Source organism: Leisingera sp. ABM4_060 (assembly GCF_056158765.1).
This window is the reverse complement of the sequence record NZ_JBSWTX010000001.1, coordinates 249389-265472: the sequence shown is the minus strand read 5'-3', so window position 1 is coordinate 265472 and position 16084 is coordinate 249389. Positions and strand designations below refer to the sequence as shown.

The following is a 16084-nucleotide window of genomic DNA, read 5'->3' as shown; positions in this document are numbered from 1 at the left end:
GAAGACTGTCCTGCTACCGGAGCCTAAACCGCTGGCGCAAGCCAAGCCCGAGGAAGAACAGCAATGGCAGGCTGGCGACGGTCTGGACGCCGGAGAAGAATTGCAGCACCGCAGGAAGCGCCTTCAATTCCTCCAGCAGAAACGTCCGCCCGAACCCAAACAGCGGAAACAGATTGGAGAAGCTGAGCGCCATCGCCGATCCCATCGGGCGTTCGATCACCTCATGCGGCGCCGGCACGCAGCAGCCGGAGAAATACCCCCAAAAGGCGGCAAAGCCCAACGCCCAGATCCCCAAGAGCCACAGCGTCGGCCGCAGGATGGAGTAGCCGTATTCCGAGAACAGGCCGAACAGCAGATAGGGCAGCCGCTGCCAGATGGAGCCGATCTTGCCGGCAAAATGCATCTCGCGGCGGAAGAAGAAATGCTCGTCTTCGGGCAGGCCTTGTTTGGCAAGGATGTGGCGGATGGTTGCGCAGCTGTCGCGGGCGACTTCTGAATCCTGTTTTGTCTGGTAAGGCCAGTAGACAACACCTTTCAATTTACTGTTGGCCTTAACCTCACTGTGGGTCGGTTCTCCACGAGCGGTGAATGTAGTTCTGTCGTCCAGAATGGCACCCGAAAAATCCGGATAGGCATTTAGAAATCTGGACTGGCGAAAAGAGGTCGGGTTCTCAAAATGACAATCTCGAAAGCTGGGGAAACTGACCTTATCTCCGCCGGGGTCACCAAACACAGCATCTAGAAATCTAGCTCTCCCATGAAACCTCACCATCTCAAACGAAGACCTGCTTAAGAAAATAGTATCGAAAAAATTCGCATCCTCAAAAAATTCTACTCTACCGAAAGAAACGTAATCCTTGAATGTAGAATCATGAACAACAACTGATTTGTGAAATTTAGCTTCAGAAAAAGATACATCATCGCCGAAAGTAGCGGAGAAGCTCGTGCGACCAAAGAAGGATACTCCTAGAAAATTTAGATCGTTCTCAAAAACAGCTCTCCGGATTGAAAGATCACCCAAGAACAGCGCGTCACTAAAGTCGACATCCTTTTTGAAACGAACTTGTGAAATGTAGACTCCACTCGGAAAGCACCAGCGCTGAAACTCCAAACTATCTTCAACAGTGATTTTGGACAAACGTATGGGGTGACGTGGGTCGGGAAAGTTTGGTACTGCACAATGTGGACTGTTTCTTTTTCTGTACTCGGTCTCAAATTTGGAAACAATCTCACCATGGATACTTTTCCAATCCAGCAAATCGGCAGAAGTAATTGCGCCGACGTCAGAGAGTTTTTGCCTTTCCTCCTTTGTCAGTGCTTGCCACGCCCAAGCATTCCAAATCGCCCTATTGTGGTCATGATCATCCCCATAAAGCGTCATCAGAACATACCAGGGGTTCTCATTGGCGGGCTTCAGTTCGGGCTCCGGAGCGGCCGGGGCCGGCGCTTCTGTCTCGTCACGCATCAATCGCTCTCGTCATGCAAATTTGCTTTGCCGCAGGCTACGGGCTTTGGGGCTGCCGCTTCAACCTCTAACGGAGGGCAGCGCCTGACCTTGGGGAGGCGAGTAGCGCCTTCCCAGGGGGAAGGTCAGGCGCTGCCCGGCCTGCGACCGGGCGATAGAAAAAGTGGCAAAATGCACCGCCCCGGTGCACAGGGGGTGCACAGGCGGTGCACGGCCGGCACCGCCCGTTTTCCTTGCCTCCTGCCGCATTCCTGATATATGCGCGCGCATGACCCGTACCCCGTCCAGCAACCCGCCCAGCCTCCGCCCTGACCTTGCTCCGGAACCGCAGTTCCGCGACGCGCCCCGTGACGGCCAGCCGACCCTCGGCATGGTGTCGCTCGGCTGCCCCAAGGCGCTGGTGGACAGCGAGCGGATCCTGACCCGGCTGCGCGCCGAGGGCTACGGCATCTCGCCCGATTACGCCGGTGCCGATGCGGTGATCGTCAACACCTGCGGGTTCCTGGATTCCGCCAAGGCGGAAAGCCTGGAGGCGATCGGCGAAGCGCTGAAGGAAAACGGCAAGGTGATCGTGACCGGCTGCCTGGGCGCCGAGCCCGACTATATCCGCGAGCATCACCCGCGCATCCACGCGGTCACCGGCCCGCATCAGTACGAACAGGTGCTGGACGCGGTGCATTCAGCAGTGCCGCCCAGCCCGAACCCTTACGTGGACCTGCTGCCCGCGGCGGGTGTGAAACTCACCCCGCGCCACTTCAGCTACCTCAAGATTTCAGAGGGTTGCAACCATAAGTGCAAGTTCTGCATCATCCCGGACATGCGCGGGCTACTGGCCTCCCGCCCGGTCCACGCGGTGCTGCGCGAGGCGGAGAAGCTGGTGGAGGCTGGCGTGCGCGAGCTGCTGGTGATCAGCCAGGACACCTCCGCCTACGGGCTCGACCGCAAGTACTCAAGCCACCCCTGGAAGGGCGCCGACGTGCGCAGCCATATCCTCGACCTCTCCCGCGAATTGGGCAGGCTGGCCCCGGCGGAGGACCTCTGGGTGCGGCTGCATTATGTCTACCCCTACCCGCATGTGCGCGAGCTGATCCCGCTGATGGCGGACCCGGACAACGCGCTGCTGCCGTACCTGGACATCCCCTTCCAGCACGCCCACCCGGACGTGCTGCGCCGCATGGCCCGCCCCGCCGCCGCCGCCAAGACGCTGGACGAGATCAACGCCTGGCGCGCCACCTGCCCCGACATCACCCTGCGCTCCACCTTCATCGTCGGCTACCCGGGTGAGAGTGAGGCGGAGTTCCAGCATTTGCTCGATTGGATGGACGAGGCGCAGCTGGACCGAGTGGGTTGTTTTAAATACGAAAACGTCGACGGCGCCCGTTCCAACGATCTGCCCGACCATGTGCCGGAAGAGGTGAAGCAGGAGCGCTGGGAGCGGTTCATGGAGAAGGCCCAGGCGATCTCAGAGGCCAAGCTGGCGGCCAAGGTCGGCCAGACGATGCAGGTGATCGTGGACGACATCGACGAAGACGGCATCGCCACCTGCCGCACCAAGGCCGACGCACCGGAGATCGACGGCAACCTGTTCATTGACGAGGGAACGGATGGGTTGCAGGCGGGTAAACTGGTAACCGTTGAAGTTGATGAGGCCGGGGAGTATGATCTGTGGGGTAAACTTAGGTAACCCTTGAGAATATAGTGAAAATTCGTTTTCTTTCAAACTTTGCCCTAGGCTGTTGTGTAGGCGCAGTCTCTGCCTTCATTCTTGCTTGGGTCACCGACGAAACTGTGAGCGAAGCATACCAGAAGAACTGGATTTACCTGTTCTCTGCTTTGGTTACCTTATTTGCAGCATCCCTTGCTCTAATGGGAACTTTGTCCGTAATTTCCAACCAAAGCAAAATCGCTAAAGATCAAAAGGACGCGTCTCATCGCGCTGCAAAGGCAACTCTGCCTTTAGCACTTTCCGAAATGGTAAGAGTGTGCGACGCCGGCATTGCATACGCGAGCGAAGACCCACCATTCTTTAAGACTGTGGGAAACCGCTCGAGATATGAAAAAGACACAGCAATCTCAGCTGAAGTTCTGGCAACAATACGATCCTGCATTGAGTTTTCCGACCATAAATCTGCAAAATGGTTGTCAGTTCTCGTACAGCACTATCAAATTGCAAATGTGCGTTTTCTTTCCAACTTTGACATCCTTCCGGCCGGATTTGACGACAACGAAAAAGCAGATCACATTGTAGATTGGATCGTAGTGAAAGCGTTAGTCGAACATCTTTTCGACTACTCTAGGGGTGCGGAAACAGCGCCGGAAACCCTCAACTCTTCGTATTTCAGACTGCCACTCTTTGCTTCATGGTATCACAAGCCACTGGGGGAAAAAGTGAATGAGCGCATTACGGAAACAATGGGTTTTCACACCCCGTTCACCGCAGAAAGGTTTCTATTGTCGAGGAACTAAAGCCTTTTCAGTTCACGATCAGCGCCTGACCCTGGGTGGGTGCGAAGCGCCCTCCCGTGGGGAGGGTCGGGCGCTGCCCGCGCTTTGCGCGGGCACTTGGCTTCCCTACAACCCAACCAGCACCACCACCCACGTCACGCCAGCCGCAACCGCTGTCACCGCCACGCCGGCGCTGCCGGCGTCCTTGGCGCGGCGGGCCAGCTCGTGGTGGTCCTTGGAAATGTAATCCACCGTCCGCTCAATTGCGGTGTTCATCAGCTCGGCCGCCAGCACCAGAATGCCCAGGGCCAGGATCAGCGCGCGTTCGGCGGGCTCCAGCGGCAGCCACAGGGCCAGGGCGGCGGAGGCCAGGTTGGCCCAGACCCAGGTGCGGAAGGAATGCTCATTGACCCAGGCGTCGCGGCAGCCGGCCCAGCTCCAGATGGTGCGCCGTTTCAATTGGTTCAGAAAATACGTCATCGCGGCACTTTGGCGGCAGCACCGGCGGGGTTCAATAGGCGATGCTGACGGAAATGCCGCGGCGGATGGCCGGACCCGGACTTGACCGCCTCGTGCGCGGAGGCCACCCTTTGCGGGAGACACCAGCCAGGGAGAGCCCCCAGCCATGCCAAGCGACAACACCGGTGCACCGGAGATTGCCCAGAAAGCCCCCTTCCCCGTCGAGGTGAAGGCGGGGAAATCTTATTTCTGGTGCGCCTGCGGCAAGTCCAAGAAGCAGCCGTTCTGCGACGGCTCGCATAAGGGGACCGGGTTCGAGCCGGTGAAATTCACCGCCGAGAAGGATGGCAAGGTGTTCTTTTGCGGCTGCAAGCAGTCGCAGAAGACACCGCGCTGCGACGGCAGCCACTCGAAGCTGTAACGCAGGCCAAGCTGTAACAGGGCCAAGCAGTAACAGGGCCAAGCTGTAAAACGGTCCAAGCTGCAGGACGGGCCGGGCGGCACCACGGCTGCGGCGCGGTCAGCCCATCAGCCGTTTGAAGATCTTCGCACTGGGGCAGAATTCCGGCACCGCGGGCGCGTCGCTCTCGCGGCGGGCAGAGTTCCACAGCGCGCAGGACTTGCTGCAACCGGCGCCGCGGCACTGGGTGACCATCTGCGCATGTTCCAGCCCGCTGAGACGGCCGGCGCGCATTTCTGCGGTGAGGTCCACTCCTGCCGCTTTGGCCACGGCCTGCAGCAGCCACAGGTGGCGGAAGATATTGCCCAGGCCCTCAGCCTCCGCGGCCATGTCCTTCATGGGGTAAGGTCTTTCAGCTGCATCAGGGCGTCCGCATTGCGGCAGCCCGGCATCGGGGCCGCTGCGGTCCGGTTGGCGTCCAGGAACGCCTCGCAGCGCTGCGGCGCATCACAGCCGCGGCAGCGGGTGATCATCGCCGCCCAATCCTCGGGGCTGATGGTGCCGGCATCAAAGGCGCCGGACAGATCGGCGCCCACGGCCTGGCCCATCCGGGCCACCAGCCGCAGGTGGTACAGGGGGTCTCCCAATGGCTGCATGTCACGCACTCCTGAATTGGCAAAGGCTCAGCCGTGCTGCTCGTTCAGATAGGAGAGCAGGTCGCGGTTGCGGCAAAAGTCAGGGGCCTCCGCACCCGGGCGCGGGCCTTGCGCCAGCCAGTTCTGGCAGGCGCCGACGCCGCCGCAGCGGCTGCAGCGCAGCACCGCTTCGGCGATCTCGTCAAAGCGCAGGTTGCCTTCCACCGCGTCCTGTTCCAGGTCGAGGCCGACGGTGGCGGCCATCCGGTCGAACAGCTCGGCGTGTTTCTTCAGCTCGGCTTGGGTGGTCATCGCGCGCATCCCCTGTAAATCATTCATCTGGGGTGCAGATTACCCGCGCGGCGGCAGCGTCAACTTGATGCAGGTCAAACGGGACCGGATTTATGCGGATTTCCCGCCTAGGTGGACCATATACGCACGCACTGCATCCTGAACGCGCCGGAACCGGTCGCCGCCCAGCTTTTTGCCGCCATACCAGCGGGTGACGATGATCACGTGATCCTTGAGGCCCTCGCGCTCCATCATCCGCAGGATCACCATGCCGGCCCCGGTCTCGCCGTCATCCGCCTTGAGCCCGCCGGCGGGCAGCACCGCCGCCCAGGTGTTGTGGGTCGCCTTGGCATAAGAACGGTCGGTCTTAAGCTCGGCCAGTACCGCGTCGACCTCTTCACGCGAGGTGGCCCGCGCGCCGGTCACCGCGTATTTCGAGCCGCGGTCGGTCAGAACCACGCCAAGCATGGTCAGCGCGGGTGCAGTCTGGTCTTTGGCCATGCTCAGTTCAGCCCGTGGCGGTCGATGGTGGCCTGCACCACCCGCACCCGGTCCGGGTTGGCGGGGTGGGTGCCCAGGAAGCGGTCGCCCGGGTCCGGCAGCCGGTTGAAGAAGCGCACGCCGACGCTGGGGCGGTAGCCGGACTGATGGGTGATGATGGTGCCCAGCTCATCCGCCTCCAGCTCGAAATCCTTGGAGTAGGTGCGCGAGCCGACAAAGCCGCCCAGGTCCTGTGCGCTGGACACCGTGGCCGCGCTGCCGCCTGCCAGCGCGGTGATCAGCCCCGCGCCGACGCTGACCAGCGCCGAGTTCTGCGCCTGCCGCGCCAGATGGCCGCGAATGTGGTGCGCCGCTTCATGCGACATCACAAAGGCCAGCTCGTCGTGGTTGGCAATCTGCCCCAGCATCCGTTGGGTAAAGGTGATCACCGGCCGGCCGGAGCGGTCGAGGCTCTGGTAGGCGTTGGGCGGCGCATTCGGGTTCGGATCGACCCGGATCAGGAAATCGCAGTTCAGGCCTTGGGTGCGGCGGCGGCATTCGCGCTCGGCCACCGGCTCCACCCGGCGGGTGACCGAGGCAAAGGCCTGCCGCGCCTGGGCCGGTGCCATCCCCTTCACCCGTGGCGTCTGCACAACGGGCGCGGCCTGCGGCGCGGGCTCTACCGCCACATCGCAGGCGCTGACAGTCAAGGCGAGCAAACACAGAAAACGGCGCATGGCGGATCCTCTTGCGGTTCGCCGCCACTCTATCGTGCAAATCCGGGGGATAGCAATCGCACAGCGGCGGAACATTGCCGCTGCAACAGCGTGATAGTCAGCAATTGCAAGGCCTTGCCAGGCAGCGCCCCCAATGGCAGGCTGGAGGCATGTTTACCATCGAACATGAATTCAACTCGACGGTCATCACCCTGGTGGACGAGGACAGCACCCCGCTCAACGAGGATGTGACCATCAATTCCTTTGCCGAATGCGTCACGGTCGAGCAATTCGACCCGCGCACCGACAGCGTGCAGAAGATCACCCTGTCGCATAACCAGGTGCGGGATCTGGCGGCGGCGCTGGATCTGCCCGAGGGCGTCTATAGGCTGGTGCCCGACGAGGATTAGGATCAGCCCACGGCAGTCAGGCCGGGCCGGTATAGACAAACAGCTTGCTGCGGGAGGTGCTCCCGCGGTGCAGCTCCAGGTTTGAGGCCGCCGTGCCCATCGCCAAGGCCAGCAGCTGGCGGATGGCGTCATTGGCCTTGCCATTCTCCGGCACGGCAGTGACCGAGACCTTCAGCACGCCCTCCGCCCCGGCAATAGCGTTGCGGGCCGCCTTGGGCGTGGCCCGGACTGCAATCTCTGCGCCCGGCACGCATAGATGCGTCAAATCCGGCAGGTCTTTCTTTTTTGGCTTTCCCATACCGCCACACATGCTTTGTTCACCCCGGAAAATCCATAGACATTGCCGGTTTTGCGCGGCTATCACACGGTCTGAGAAACCCCAGCCCGCCGCCTGCTGCATCCGCAGCACACCTGCGGCCCGCAAGCCCAGACGGCTCTTGAATAATCCCCCATGGCCGCCGAAATAGGCGGCACCAGATGTAAAAAGGTTTCACATATGCCCGCACGCAATGATGCTGCCCTGGAGTTCCTGCTGTCGCGCCGTTCCCGCCCGGCCAAGACGCTGGTGGCGCCCGCGCCCACACGCGAAGAATTGCGGCCGATCCTGACCGCTGCCGCCCGCACACCCGATCACGGCAAGCTGGAGCCCTGGCGCTTTATCGTGGTGGAACAGCCCGCCATGACCCGCCTCGCCGCCCTGACTGAGGAGGCCGGCGCGCGTCTTGGCAAAAGCGCCGAGGACATTGCCAAGGGCCGCAGCCAGTTCGACATGGGCCAGCTCGCCGTGGTGGTGGTCGAAGTGCAGAAGGACAGCGCCAAGATCCCGGCGCTGGAGCAGACCTATTCCGCCGGCGCCGCCTGCCTGGCACTGCTGAATGCGGCGCTGGCGGCAGGCTGGGGCGCCAATTGGCTGAGCGGCTGGGCCAGCCACAACGCGGGCTTTGCCAAGGCGGCCTTTGATCTGGCGGCACACGAGCGCATCGCCGGCATCATCCACATTGCCACCGAAAGCACCGCCCCGCCCGAACGCCCGCGCCCGGACCTGGATGCGGTCACAACCTGGATGAGCGAATGATCTTCACTGCCTTTTTCAAGACCCTCGGCCAGACCGGCGACCCGCGCTTCCGCAAGGTGCTGTTCCTCGGTATCGGCCTCAGCATCGCGCTGCTGTTTGCCGCCTATGCCGCCTTCCTGATGCTGATCCAGTGGCTGGCCGGGCCGCAGGTGACCCTGCCTGTGCTGGGCGAGGTCACCTGGATCGATGACCTGTTGTCCTTCGGCTCGCTGTTCTTCATGCTTTTCCTGTCGGTGTTCCTGATGGTGCCGGTGGCCTCGGCCATCACCTCGATGTTCCTGGAAGAGGTCGCCCAGGCGGTGGAGGACAAACATTATCCCGCGCTTCCGCCCGCCGCCAAGGTGCCGTTCTGGGACGCGGTCAAGGACACGGTGAACTTCCTCGGCCTGCTGATTGCGGCCAATGTCATGGCGCTGTTCCTTTATGCGCTGTTTCCTCCCGCCGCACTGTTCATTTTCTGGGGGCTGAACGGCTTCCTCCTGGGGCGGGAATATTTCACCCTCGCCGCCGCCCGCCGGGTCGGCACCGCAGAGGCCAAGAAGCTGCGCAACCGCCATTCCGGTACCATCTGGGCCGCCGGCACGCTGATGGCAATGCCGCTGTCGGTGCCGCTTTTGAACCTGGTGATCCCGATCCTGGGCGCCGCCACCTTCACCCATATCTACCACGCGCTGTCCCGCCGCTAGGTGCGCGCCCCCGGCCGCAGCCGGGTCAAGGCCGGCGCCAGCCGCCGCGCGGGACGCGCGGTTCAGCCTTGACGCGGCGAAGGCCGGAATACACTCGAACCGGCGTCTTTAAGGGCAGACCTGCCCTTAAAGCGCTTCTCAGCAAGTTTTTCTGATTTCAATTTTGCGATGCAGCCCGCTCCAGCCCGCAAGGGCTGGCCACCGCCGCGCCGCGCGCCAGCGCGGCGCCACGCCCAACCGGCGCGGAGGCATTTTCAATGCCTCCCGCTCCGGGCGGGAGCGCCTCGTTTCCGATCAGCCGGGGCCGGTGCTTCACGGCTGGTCCGGCAGCATGCCCATCCAGTCGAAATCCCGCACCGAAATCACCTCAGAGATGACGATGCCGCAAATGACGGCCCACAATACAGCGGCCACGCCAGTGGTGATCCAGGCCTTCTGCTTCAGAAAGTGCTTCTCCGGCGCGCCCGCATGGGTGCCGGGCACCACCTCGCCCTTGTCGCCCTGGGTCTGCAGCCGGATCGGAATCACCACCAGGAAGGTCAAGAACCAGATCACCGCATAAAGCACGATCGCTGAGGTAACACCCATCTTGCTGGTCTCCCGGAGTTGCCCTGCCCCGCATCGGGGACAGGGTGCTCATAGCCTCAAACTTCCTCGAGTTCCACCAGGCAGCCGTTGAAATCCTTGGGATGCAGGAACAGCACCGGCTTGCCATGGGCGCCGATCTTCGGCTCGCCGGTGCCCAGCACCCGCGCGCCTTCCGCCTGCAGGTGATCGCGCGCCGCCAGGATGTCCTCCACCTCATAGCAGACATGGTGGATGCCGCCCGCCGGGTTCTTCTCCAGAAACCCGTTGATGGGCGAGTTTTCCCCCAGCGGATACAGCAGTTCGATCTTGGTGTTGGGCAGTTCGATGAACACCACGGTCACCCCGTGATCCGGCTCATCCTGCGGCTCCCCCACCTTGGCGCCCAGCGCGTTGCGGTACTGGGCCGAGGCGGCCTCCAGATCCGGGACAGCAATGGCAACATGGTTCAAGCGGCCAATCATTTCCTTGTGCTCCTCTCACAAATGGTCCTCCGCCCCGGTTATGGGGGCAATGCTGCGCCGCGGCAAGTGCGCCATTTCGCGCGGGGGCTGCTTTGCCCGCGGCGGCGCGCGCGCCGTTAACCTGTAATTAGCCTCGAATCCCTAGCGTCGGAACATATCCCGCAAGGAGCATATGTTATGGACGATTCGGAACTGTTTGCTGCCGCCCAGCGCCTGCCCACCACCCGCCGCCCGCTCTTGGGCCTGACCATCCTGGTGGTCGAGGACAGCCGCTTTGCCTGCGAGGCCTTGCGGCTTTTGTGCCTGCGCAGCGGTGCCCGCATCCGCCGCGCCGACTGTTTGAAATCCGCCCGCCGCCATCTGCAGGTCTACCGCCCCTCGGTGCTGATCGCCGACGTGGGCCTGCCGGACGGCTCCGGCCTTGACCTGATCCGCGAACTGGCCGAGGCCAGCCCCCGCCCCAGCGTGATCCTTGCCACCTCCGGCGATCCGCTGCTGGAGGGCGCCGCGCTTGAGGCCGGCGCTGCGGGTTTCCTGGAAAAACCGATCACCTCGCTGGCAGCGTTCCAGCAGAAGATCCTGTCGAACCTGCCCGCCGACCGCCAGCTCTCCGGCCCCCGCGCCCTGGATGACGAGACGGTGGAACCCGATTTCCTGGCCTACCGCGATGACATGGCGCATGCCGCCGATGTGCTCAGCATGAACCAGGAAGAGAAAACCCTGGCCTATCTGGCGCAGTTCCTTGGCGGTGTTGCCCGCAGTGCCGGCGACGATCCCCTGGCGGAGGCTGCCGACCGTCTGGCCCGCGCCCGGCGCAAGGGCAAACCGCTGAGCCAGGACACCGCGGCCATCGCCGGCCTGGTTCAGGAGCGGCTGGAACGGCGGGCGGCGATCTGACATGGTGGAAGCCTTTCTCATCGCCCTGACCACCCTCGCCATCGTGCTCTACGGCCAGACCCGGCTGGACGCCCGCGGCATCCGCCGCAACCGCCGCCAGTCCGAAGACCGGCCGCTGATCCTCCGCCCGCGCCAGCGCTAACACCCGCCCGGCAGGCTTTGGCCCCGGTTCAAGGGACCCGGGCTTTAGAGACTCAGGTTCAAGCGGCAGATGAACGGCAGGTCTGCGGACGCGCGCTGAACGACTGCCCGGAACCCGCAGCCGCTTCCCGGCCCAATTGCAGATCAGGCGCCTCCCAAAGTGCTGACCGCCTTAGCAGTCCACGCCCCCGCCCGGTGCTGCAAACGCGGCGCACGGCAAGCGCCGGGCCGCCCCATCCCGCAGGCCCCGGCAATACAGCAGCGAAAACATGACCAGGCCGTCACACCAGGCCCCCAGTCCGGGCCGCCAAACCAAGTCGGCAGACCCAGGCAGCAGCAGCCCGCCCCCTCTCCTTTGCATCCAGAAACCCTCCCGCGCCCGCAGGTGCGGCTGCTGGCGCAGCCACCCCTTGGCGGCCTTGGGCCCGGCACCGCCTGAAAGGCGGTGCCGGGCCCAACGGGAGGATGCCTGTTCGCAGAACAGGCGGACGACGGGCGGGAGCACCTTCTGCGCGGGCCGCCAACTTCAAGAAACTGCAGCCCTGCTGCCATCCTTCCGGCTTGCCGCAGGCCGCCAGGCGGCTGCGGGCCGGGGTCAGGACCCGTTCACCCTGCACCGCTGGTTTGCCTGATTCTGCTTCTGACAAAACACAGCCCCGCTGGAATGGCGGTTCTCCCGCACAGCGCTGCAGCGCGGCTCAGGGAAGTTATCCAGCAAATCCGCCCCCCTGAACCGCCGTAAAGCAGCGGCTTTGACCATTTAGAACCGCCGCCAGCCCGCGCACGCCACCCTGCTCTGTTGCCGTTTGCGTGCCAGCGGCGCAGGGCACCGCCCTAACAGGCCGCTGAATTAGTCAGGCCAGTGGGACGCTGTTCTCCGTGGTGGAATGAGTTCTCTCATCGGTCTTCCGGATTGGGTGGCTGGAAGCAGGCCTGCGTCCCCCCCTCCAGCCTCATTCCGCCAGCAACCGGGGCAGCCGGGCGAGATTTCCGGCTGCGAGCGTCAGGATGAAGCGCGACTGCACCCGTTCGGCGCCGCGATAGACGGTCTGGGACATGCCGCCAACGGTCTTGGCCCAGCCAAACGCCTCCTCGATCCGTTTGCGGTGCTTCTGGGACAGGGCATAGCCTTTGTGCCGGGTTGTGCGACCGTCGATTGCTGAATGCCGCGCCTTCCTGGCGACGTGCGGGGTGACGCAGGCCTGGCGGAGATCTGCGACGAATTCGGCCGCATCGTATCCCTTGTCGGCTCCCAAGGTCAGCCGCCGGGTCGATCCGGGGGAGTGGCGGTGCAGCATGTCCAGCGCAGCCTTTCGCTCGGCGCGGCCGTCAGCGTGGGTTAGGTCGCCTTGCACAACCAGCCCGTGCCGGTTCTCCATCAGCGCATGCCCCATGAAGCACAGCACCGCACCTGTGCCAGGGGATTTCTTATAGAGCCGTGCGTCCGGGTCGGTGACCGAGGCATGGGTCGCATTCGAACGCTTCTCGCCCTTGAAGTTGACCTCGGGATTTCGGGTGCGGCGGCTGTAGCGGGGCATTGGAGCGGTCTCGGGTTCGGTCTGGGCGGGTTGTGCGGCAGGGGCAATGGATGTCGCGGGCGGGTCATCCGGCCTATCATCGCCGGGCGGCGTGCCCGCCGACTTCGGCTGGAAACTCTTCATCGATGCCCAGGCCTTTATGAGCGTGCCATCGACCGAGAAGTGGTCGTCCGACAGGAGCGGCGCGACCTCGCGATGCGCCAGGATAGCCGCCATCACCTTGCGCGACATGTCGGCCGTCAGCAGCCGGTCGCGGTTCTTGGTGAACACCGTCGGCACCCATACCGGATCGTCGATCCCGAGGCCCACGAACCAGCGGAACAGCAGATTATACTGCATCTGTTCCATCAACTGCCGCTCGGAGCGGATTGAGAACAGGATCTGCAGCAGGCTGGCCCGGATCAGCCGTTCCGGCGGGATCGAGGGGCGGCCGAAATCGGTGTAGACCGCCTCGAAATCGGCATCCAGACTGGCCAGCGCGTCGTTGACCACCTGCCTGATCTTGCGGAGAGGGTGCCGTGCTGGGATGCGCTCTTCCAGATCGACATAGCTGAAAAGCGATCCGCTCGCTTCGTCCGTCCCGCGCATCACCAACCCCCGCCGAAATTGTGCTGAGGGTGAATCATGTTCCTCAGGCCGCGTCGAGAGCCGACTTCTTCAGCAGCCTGCTAAAGCAGCAGCCCTGGGTCCTCCGCCATGTCCAGACCGGGAAAAACACCGCTCTCCAGACCGGATTTCCCGGCTTGCATCAAACCATGCAGCAGCCAGGCAAGGTGGCGCCTCACATCTCCTGTCGGCATCAGGTCGCGCCGCGCGTAAAGATCCGCCTCGGCCAGCCCTGGCCAGCGCCCGAATACCCGGCCGCCGCGCACCGCGCCGCCTGCCAGCAGCATCGCGCCGCCGGTGCCATGATCGGTGCCGCCGGTGCCGTTTTCCCGCACCGTCCGGCCGAACTCGGTCACCGCCACCACCGCCGTCTTGCCCCAGACTTCCGGCCCCAGGCCGCTGTGCAGTTCCATGACACTCTCCGACAGCCGCCCCAAAGCCGCCTTCAGCCCCCGCGCCTGGCCGGAATGGGTGTCCCAGCCATTGATGGAGAATGCCGCGATCCGGGCGTCGCCGCGCAGCTGCCGGGCCGCGTATCCGGCAATCTCCGCATGCGCCTTGCCCGCCGGGGGCCGCTGCATACCGCTGCCACCGGCTTCACCGCCATCAAGATTCAAGGACATGTCCTGGCGGGTCAGCTCCAAGGCCTCGTTCAGTGCCCGGTGGAACAGGGGATCCTCCTCCATCAGCAGGCCCGCCAGCCGCTCTGCCTGCGGGCTCATCGCCAGCCCGGCGCCCGGCGCCCATTGCGAGACCGGTGCCGCCCCGTCCATCAGCAGCATCCGCTCCCGGCCGATGGCAAAGGCAGTGCGCGCCTCTGCCCCGGGCATCTGCTGCAGCAGCCGGTTCAGCCAGCCGCCTTTCGCTTCCCCCAGTCCTGCAGTTCCGGCTTCCAGCAGGTCCTGGCCGTCGAAATGGCTGCGCCGGTCGCGGTAGGGTGTGGACACGGCCTGCACAAAGGCCAGCTCCCCCTTGCGCCAAAGCGGCAGCAGCGGCGCCAGCGCTGGATGCATGGCATAAAACCCGTCCAGATCCGCCGCCCCGGCCTCCGGCCCGCCGGAGAGGCTTTGCCGCAGCCCGGCAAACGCCGGGTCGCCATAGGGCTGCACCGCATCCAGCGCATCCATGCCGCCGCGCAGGATGATCACCACCAGCCTGTTGTCCCAGGGCGCCGCAGCAAAGGTGACCGGCGTGATCAGCGGGCTGGCGGCCAGCGAGCAGCCCATCGCGGCAGAGCGTGTCAGAAGGGAACGTCGGGTCAAGGGCATGGAAATTCCTCCGGTCAGCGGCGCTGGAAGGCAGGCGAGGCCAGCACCAGGCCGACCCCCTCAGCGCCGGTTTCGGCGGCACTTGCGGCAAATTGCACCCGCTCATTGGCATAGCTGCCCAAGGCCGAGCGGGCAAACTCACGCGGGTCCGGCAGCGCTTTCTGCAGACGCTGCGGCACCGCCATGGCCCAGTGCAGCCGTGCCGCCAGCGCCTGCGGCGTCACCCAGGCCGCATCTTCCTCCGGCCAGCCATCCGGGCCGCCGGAAAACTCCCATCGCTGCCCCATCGGCGTCAGCGGCGCCAGCAGCAGGCGGCGGATTTGCCTAGGCTTCAGCGCCGCCATGCGCGCGGCCGGCAGGTTCAGCGCACGGCAGGCCGAGGCCACATAGCCGAACGGCGGCTTCACATTGGCCAAGTCCGGCTGCCAGGCCTCCGGGTGCTCCAGCAGCGCTGCATAGACCGGCATCAGCGCCCCGCCGGATTCCTCAAACCGGTCCGCCAGATGCGAGACCAGTGCGGGCGCAGGCGTGTCAGAGACGAAATGCACTGCAAGCTTCCAGGCGATATGCCGGGCAGTGGCCGGGTGGCGGGCCAGATTCCGCAAGGCTGCGTAGACCTGGTCCAGCCGCGGCTTGCCGCCGCCATAGGTTTCCCCCAGCACGGTTTCGGGCCCCGGTTCCGCCATGCCGGGACGGTACGTGAATTCAACTTCGCGCGAAATCGTCAACCCGGTGAACAGCTCGGCCAATTGCCGCACATCTGCCTGACTGTAGGGACCGCCCACCCCCAGCGTGTGCAGCTCCAACACCTCCCGCGCGAGGTTCTCGTTTAACCCGGCCAGACGCTTCCGGCGCTTGGCAGCCCGGCTGCCCGGCCCGGCCGACCGGTTCTGATCCAGGTAATGCAGCATCATAGGGCTGGTAACAGCTGCAACCAGCATGTCTTCAAAGCGCCCGCCTACATGCGGCCGGATCACGCTTTCGGCATAAGGCGCAGCAAGCACACGCATAGCGGGTGTCTTGCCCTGGGCTGTAAAATGATCAGCCCAAAACAGCACCAGCCGCTCGCGGAACGCATCCTGAGTATGAATATGGCGCAAGAGCCTTTGCCCATGCCAGCCATCGCGGGCACGGTAATAATTGCGCCGGTAGTTCTTGAACGCTTTGTCAGCGGCCGGAAATCCGTCTTGACCGATTTGCCGTTTGCGCTCCTTGCTCAGCCTCCGGAATTCAAGAACACCCGCAGCGGCCTCATCAAGGCCACTGATCGGAAACTTAAGCATCATTTCATCGATGCCCTGCAGCCGGTTCAGCATCTCCTCGGCCGCCCCCGGCGGCGGCACCAGCGGCGACAACCCGGCCCCGAACCGGATTTCCGCCAAGTCTCCATCAAACCGCATCGCCTCCCCTTCCCTGAGCCGCTGTGATGCCCGCAAACTAAAACAACTCCGCCGGGACCCACAGCACAATCTGAAATCATACGCAGGGATTTGCCGGATCCGTCGCTGTTATTCAAAAACACC

Annotated in this window: 21 protein-coding genes; 8 read left to right on the top strand and 13 right to left on the bottom strand. The window is 63.8% G+C overall.

Going from position 1 to position 16084, the window contains the following annotated elements:
• Positions 1–13: 13 nt before the first annotated feature.
• A complete protein-coding gene (locus tag ACXAEH_RS01190) occupies positions 14–1465 on the bottom strand; it encodes a pentapeptide repeat-containing protein (protein WP_475030668.1) in 1452 nt (483 codons plus the stop codon).
• A 268-nt stretch (positions 1466–1733) separates the two neighbouring features.
• Here ACXAEH_RS01190 and rimO point away from each other — a divergent pair, with 268 nt between their 5' ends.
• A complete protein-coding gene (rimO, locus tag ACXAEH_RS01185; RefSeq protein ID WP_475030667.1) occupies positions 1734–3149 on the top strand; it encodes a 30S ribosomal protein S12 methylthiotransferase RimO in 1416 nt (471 codons plus the stop codon).
• A gap of 14 nt (positions 3150–3163) precedes the next feature.
• Positions 3164–3931: a hypothetical protein gene (locus tag ACXAEH_RS01180; RefSeq protein ID WP_475030666.1), complete on the top strand. Its 768-nt coding sequence runs from the start codon at positions 3164–3166 to the stop codon at positions 3929–3931.
• Between the two features lie 105 nt (positions 3932–4036).
• Here the strand turns inward: ACXAEH_RS01180 and ACXAEH_RS01175 are convergent, their stop codons facing one another.
• A complete protein-coding gene (locus ACXAEH_RS01175; RefSeq protein ID WP_475030665.1) occupies positions 4037–4390 on the bottom strand; it encodes a diacylglycerol kinase in 354 nt (117 codons plus the stop codon).
• Positions 4391–4535: 145 nt separating this feature from the next.
• Between ACXAEH_RS01175 and ACXAEH_RS01170 the strand changes: the two genes are divergently transcribed.
• Entirely contained in the window at positions 4536–4790 is a 255-nt protein-coding gene (locus tag ACXAEH_RS01170; protein ID WP_475030664.1) for a CDGSH iron-sulfur domain-containing protein, read from the top strand.
• Between the two features lie 99 nt (positions 4791–4889).
• On the opposite strand, the gene ACXAEH_RS01165 is transcribed toward ACXAEH_RS01170, so the two are convergent.
• The 5 genes from ACXAEH_RS01165 to ACXAEH_RS01145 form a co-directional block, all read right to left on the bottom strand.
• The gene (locus ACXAEH_RS01165; protein WP_475030663.1) at positions 4890–5168 is read right to left on the bottom strand and encodes a DUF6455 family protein; all 279 of its coding nucleotides are present in this window, start codon (positions 5166–5168) and stop codon (positions 4890–4892) included.
• Entirely contained in the window at positions 5165–5425 is a 261-nt protein-coding gene (locus tag ACXAEH_RS01160) for a DUF6455 family protein (protein ID WP_475030662.1), read from the bottom strand. The genes ACXAEH_RS01165 and ACXAEH_RS01160 overlap by 4 nt, the downstream gene beginning before the upstream one ends.
• A 27-nt stretch (positions 5426–5452) precedes the next feature.
• Positions 5453–5716 (bottom strand): DUF6455 family protein, encoded by a 264-nt coding sequence (locus ACXAEH_RS01155; protein WP_475035500.1) that lies wholly within the window; start codon positions 5714–5716, stop codon positions 5453–5455.
• A gap of 90 nt (positions 5717–5806) precedes the next feature.
• The gene (locus ACXAEH_RS01150) at positions 5807–6196 is read right to left on the bottom strand and encodes a YigZ family protein (RefSeq protein WP_475030661.1); all 390 of its coding nucleotides are present in this window, start codon (positions 6194–6196) and stop codon (positions 5807–5809) included.
• Positions 6197–6198: 2 nt separating this feature from the next.
• Positions 6199–6912 carry a M48 family metalloprotease gene (locus tag ACXAEH_RS01145; protein WP_475030660.1) on the bottom strand — a complete coding sequence of 238 codons (714 nt, stop codon included), beginning with the start codon at positions 6910–6912 and terminating at the stop codon, positions 6199–6201.
• A 149-nt stretch (positions 6913–7061) separates the two neighbouring features.
• On the opposite strand from ACXAEH_RS01145, the gene ACXAEH_RS01140 reads away from it, so the two are divergent.
• Positions 7062–7301 (top strand): hypothetical protein, encoded by a 240-nt coding sequence (locus tag ACXAEH_RS01140; RefSeq protein ID WP_475030659.1) that lies wholly within the window; start codon positions 7062–7064, stop codon positions 7299–7301.
• A 16-nt stretch (positions 7302–7317) separates the two neighbouring features.
• On the opposite strand, the gene ACXAEH_RS01135 is transcribed toward ACXAEH_RS01140, so the two are convergent.
• The gene (locus ACXAEH_RS01135; protein ID WP_475030658.1) at positions 7318–7599 is read right to left on the bottom strand and encodes a DUF167 domain-containing protein; all 282 of its coding nucleotides are present in this window, start codon (positions 7597–7599) and stop codon (positions 7318–7320) included.
• Between the two features lie 198 nt (positions 7600–7797).
• Between ACXAEH_RS01135 and ACXAEH_RS01130 the strand changes: the two genes are divergently transcribed.
• Together ACXAEH_RS01130 and ACXAEH_RS01125 are read left to right on the top strand one after the other, a co-directional pair.
• Entirely contained in the window at positions 7798–8376 is a 579-nt protein-coding gene (locus tag ACXAEH_RS01130; protein ID WP_475030657.1) for a nitroreductase family protein, read from the top strand.
• Complete coding sequence (locus ACXAEH_RS01125; protein ID WP_475030656.1) at positions 8373–9062, top strand: EI24 domain-containing protein; 690 nt, start codon at positions 8373–8375, stop codon at positions 9060–9062. Before ACXAEH_RS01130 ends, ACXAEH_RS01125 begins: the two co-directional genes overlap by 4 nt.
• Before the next feature lie 312 nt (positions 9063–9374).
• On the opposite strand, the gene ACXAEH_RS01120 is transcribed toward ACXAEH_RS01125, so the two are convergent.
• A complete protein-coding gene (locus tag ACXAEH_RS01120) occupies positions 9375–9650 on the bottom strand; it encodes a DUF1467 family protein (protein ID WP_475030655.1) in 276 nt (91 codons plus the stop codon).
• 56 nt (positions 9651–9706) lie between these two features.
• Positions 9707–10111 carry a methylmalonyl-CoA epimerase gene (gene mce, locus ACXAEH_RS01115; protein ID WP_039135336.1) on the bottom strand — a complete coding sequence of 135 codons (405 nt, stop codon included), beginning with the start codon at positions 10109–10111 and terminating at the stop codon, positions 9707–9709.
• Positions 10112–10288: 177 nt separating this feature from the next.
• Here mce and ACXAEH_RS01110 point away from each other — a divergent pair, with 177 nt between their 5' ends.
• Complete coding sequence (locus tag ACXAEH_RS01110; protein ID WP_475030654.1) at positions 10289–11008, top strand: response regulator; 720 nt, start codon at positions 10289–10291, stop codon at positions 11006–11008.
• A 1-nt stretch (position 11009) separates the two neighbouring features.
• Positions 11010–11150: a hypothetical protein gene (locus ACXAEH_RS01105; RefSeq protein ID WP_475030653.1), complete on the top strand. Its 141-nt coding sequence runs from the start codon at positions 11010–11012 to the stop codon at positions 11148–11150.
• A gap of 952 nt (positions 11151–12102) precedes the next feature.
• Here the strand turns inward: ACXAEH_RS01105 and ACXAEH_RS01100 are convergent.
• The 3 genes from ACXAEH_RS01100 to ACXAEH_RS01090 all read right to left on the bottom strand — a co-directional run bounded on the left by ACXAEH_RS01100 (position 12103) and on the right by ACXAEH_RS01090 (position 15961).
• Positions 12103–13275 carry an IS5 family transposase gene (locus tag ACXAEH_RS01100; RefSeq protein ID WP_475030626.1) on the bottom strand — a complete coding sequence of 391 codons (1173 nt, stop codon included), beginning with the start codon at positions 13273–13275 and terminating at the stop codon, positions 12103–12105.
• An 80-nt stretch (positions 13276–13355) separates the two neighbouring features.
• Complete coding sequence (locus tag ACXAEH_RS01095; RefSeq protein ID WP_475030652.1) at positions 13356–14561, bottom strand: DUF1501 domain-containing protein; 1206 nt, start codon at positions 14559–14561, stop codon at positions 13356–13358.
• A 14-nt stretch (positions 14562–14575) separates the two neighbouring features.
• Positions 14576–15961, bottom strand: a complete 1386-nt coding sequence (locus ACXAEH_RS01090) for a DUF1800 domain-containing protein (RefSeq protein WP_475030651.1) — start codon at positions 15959–15961, stop codon at positions 14576–14578.
• Positions 15962–16084: the final 123 nt, after the last annotated feature.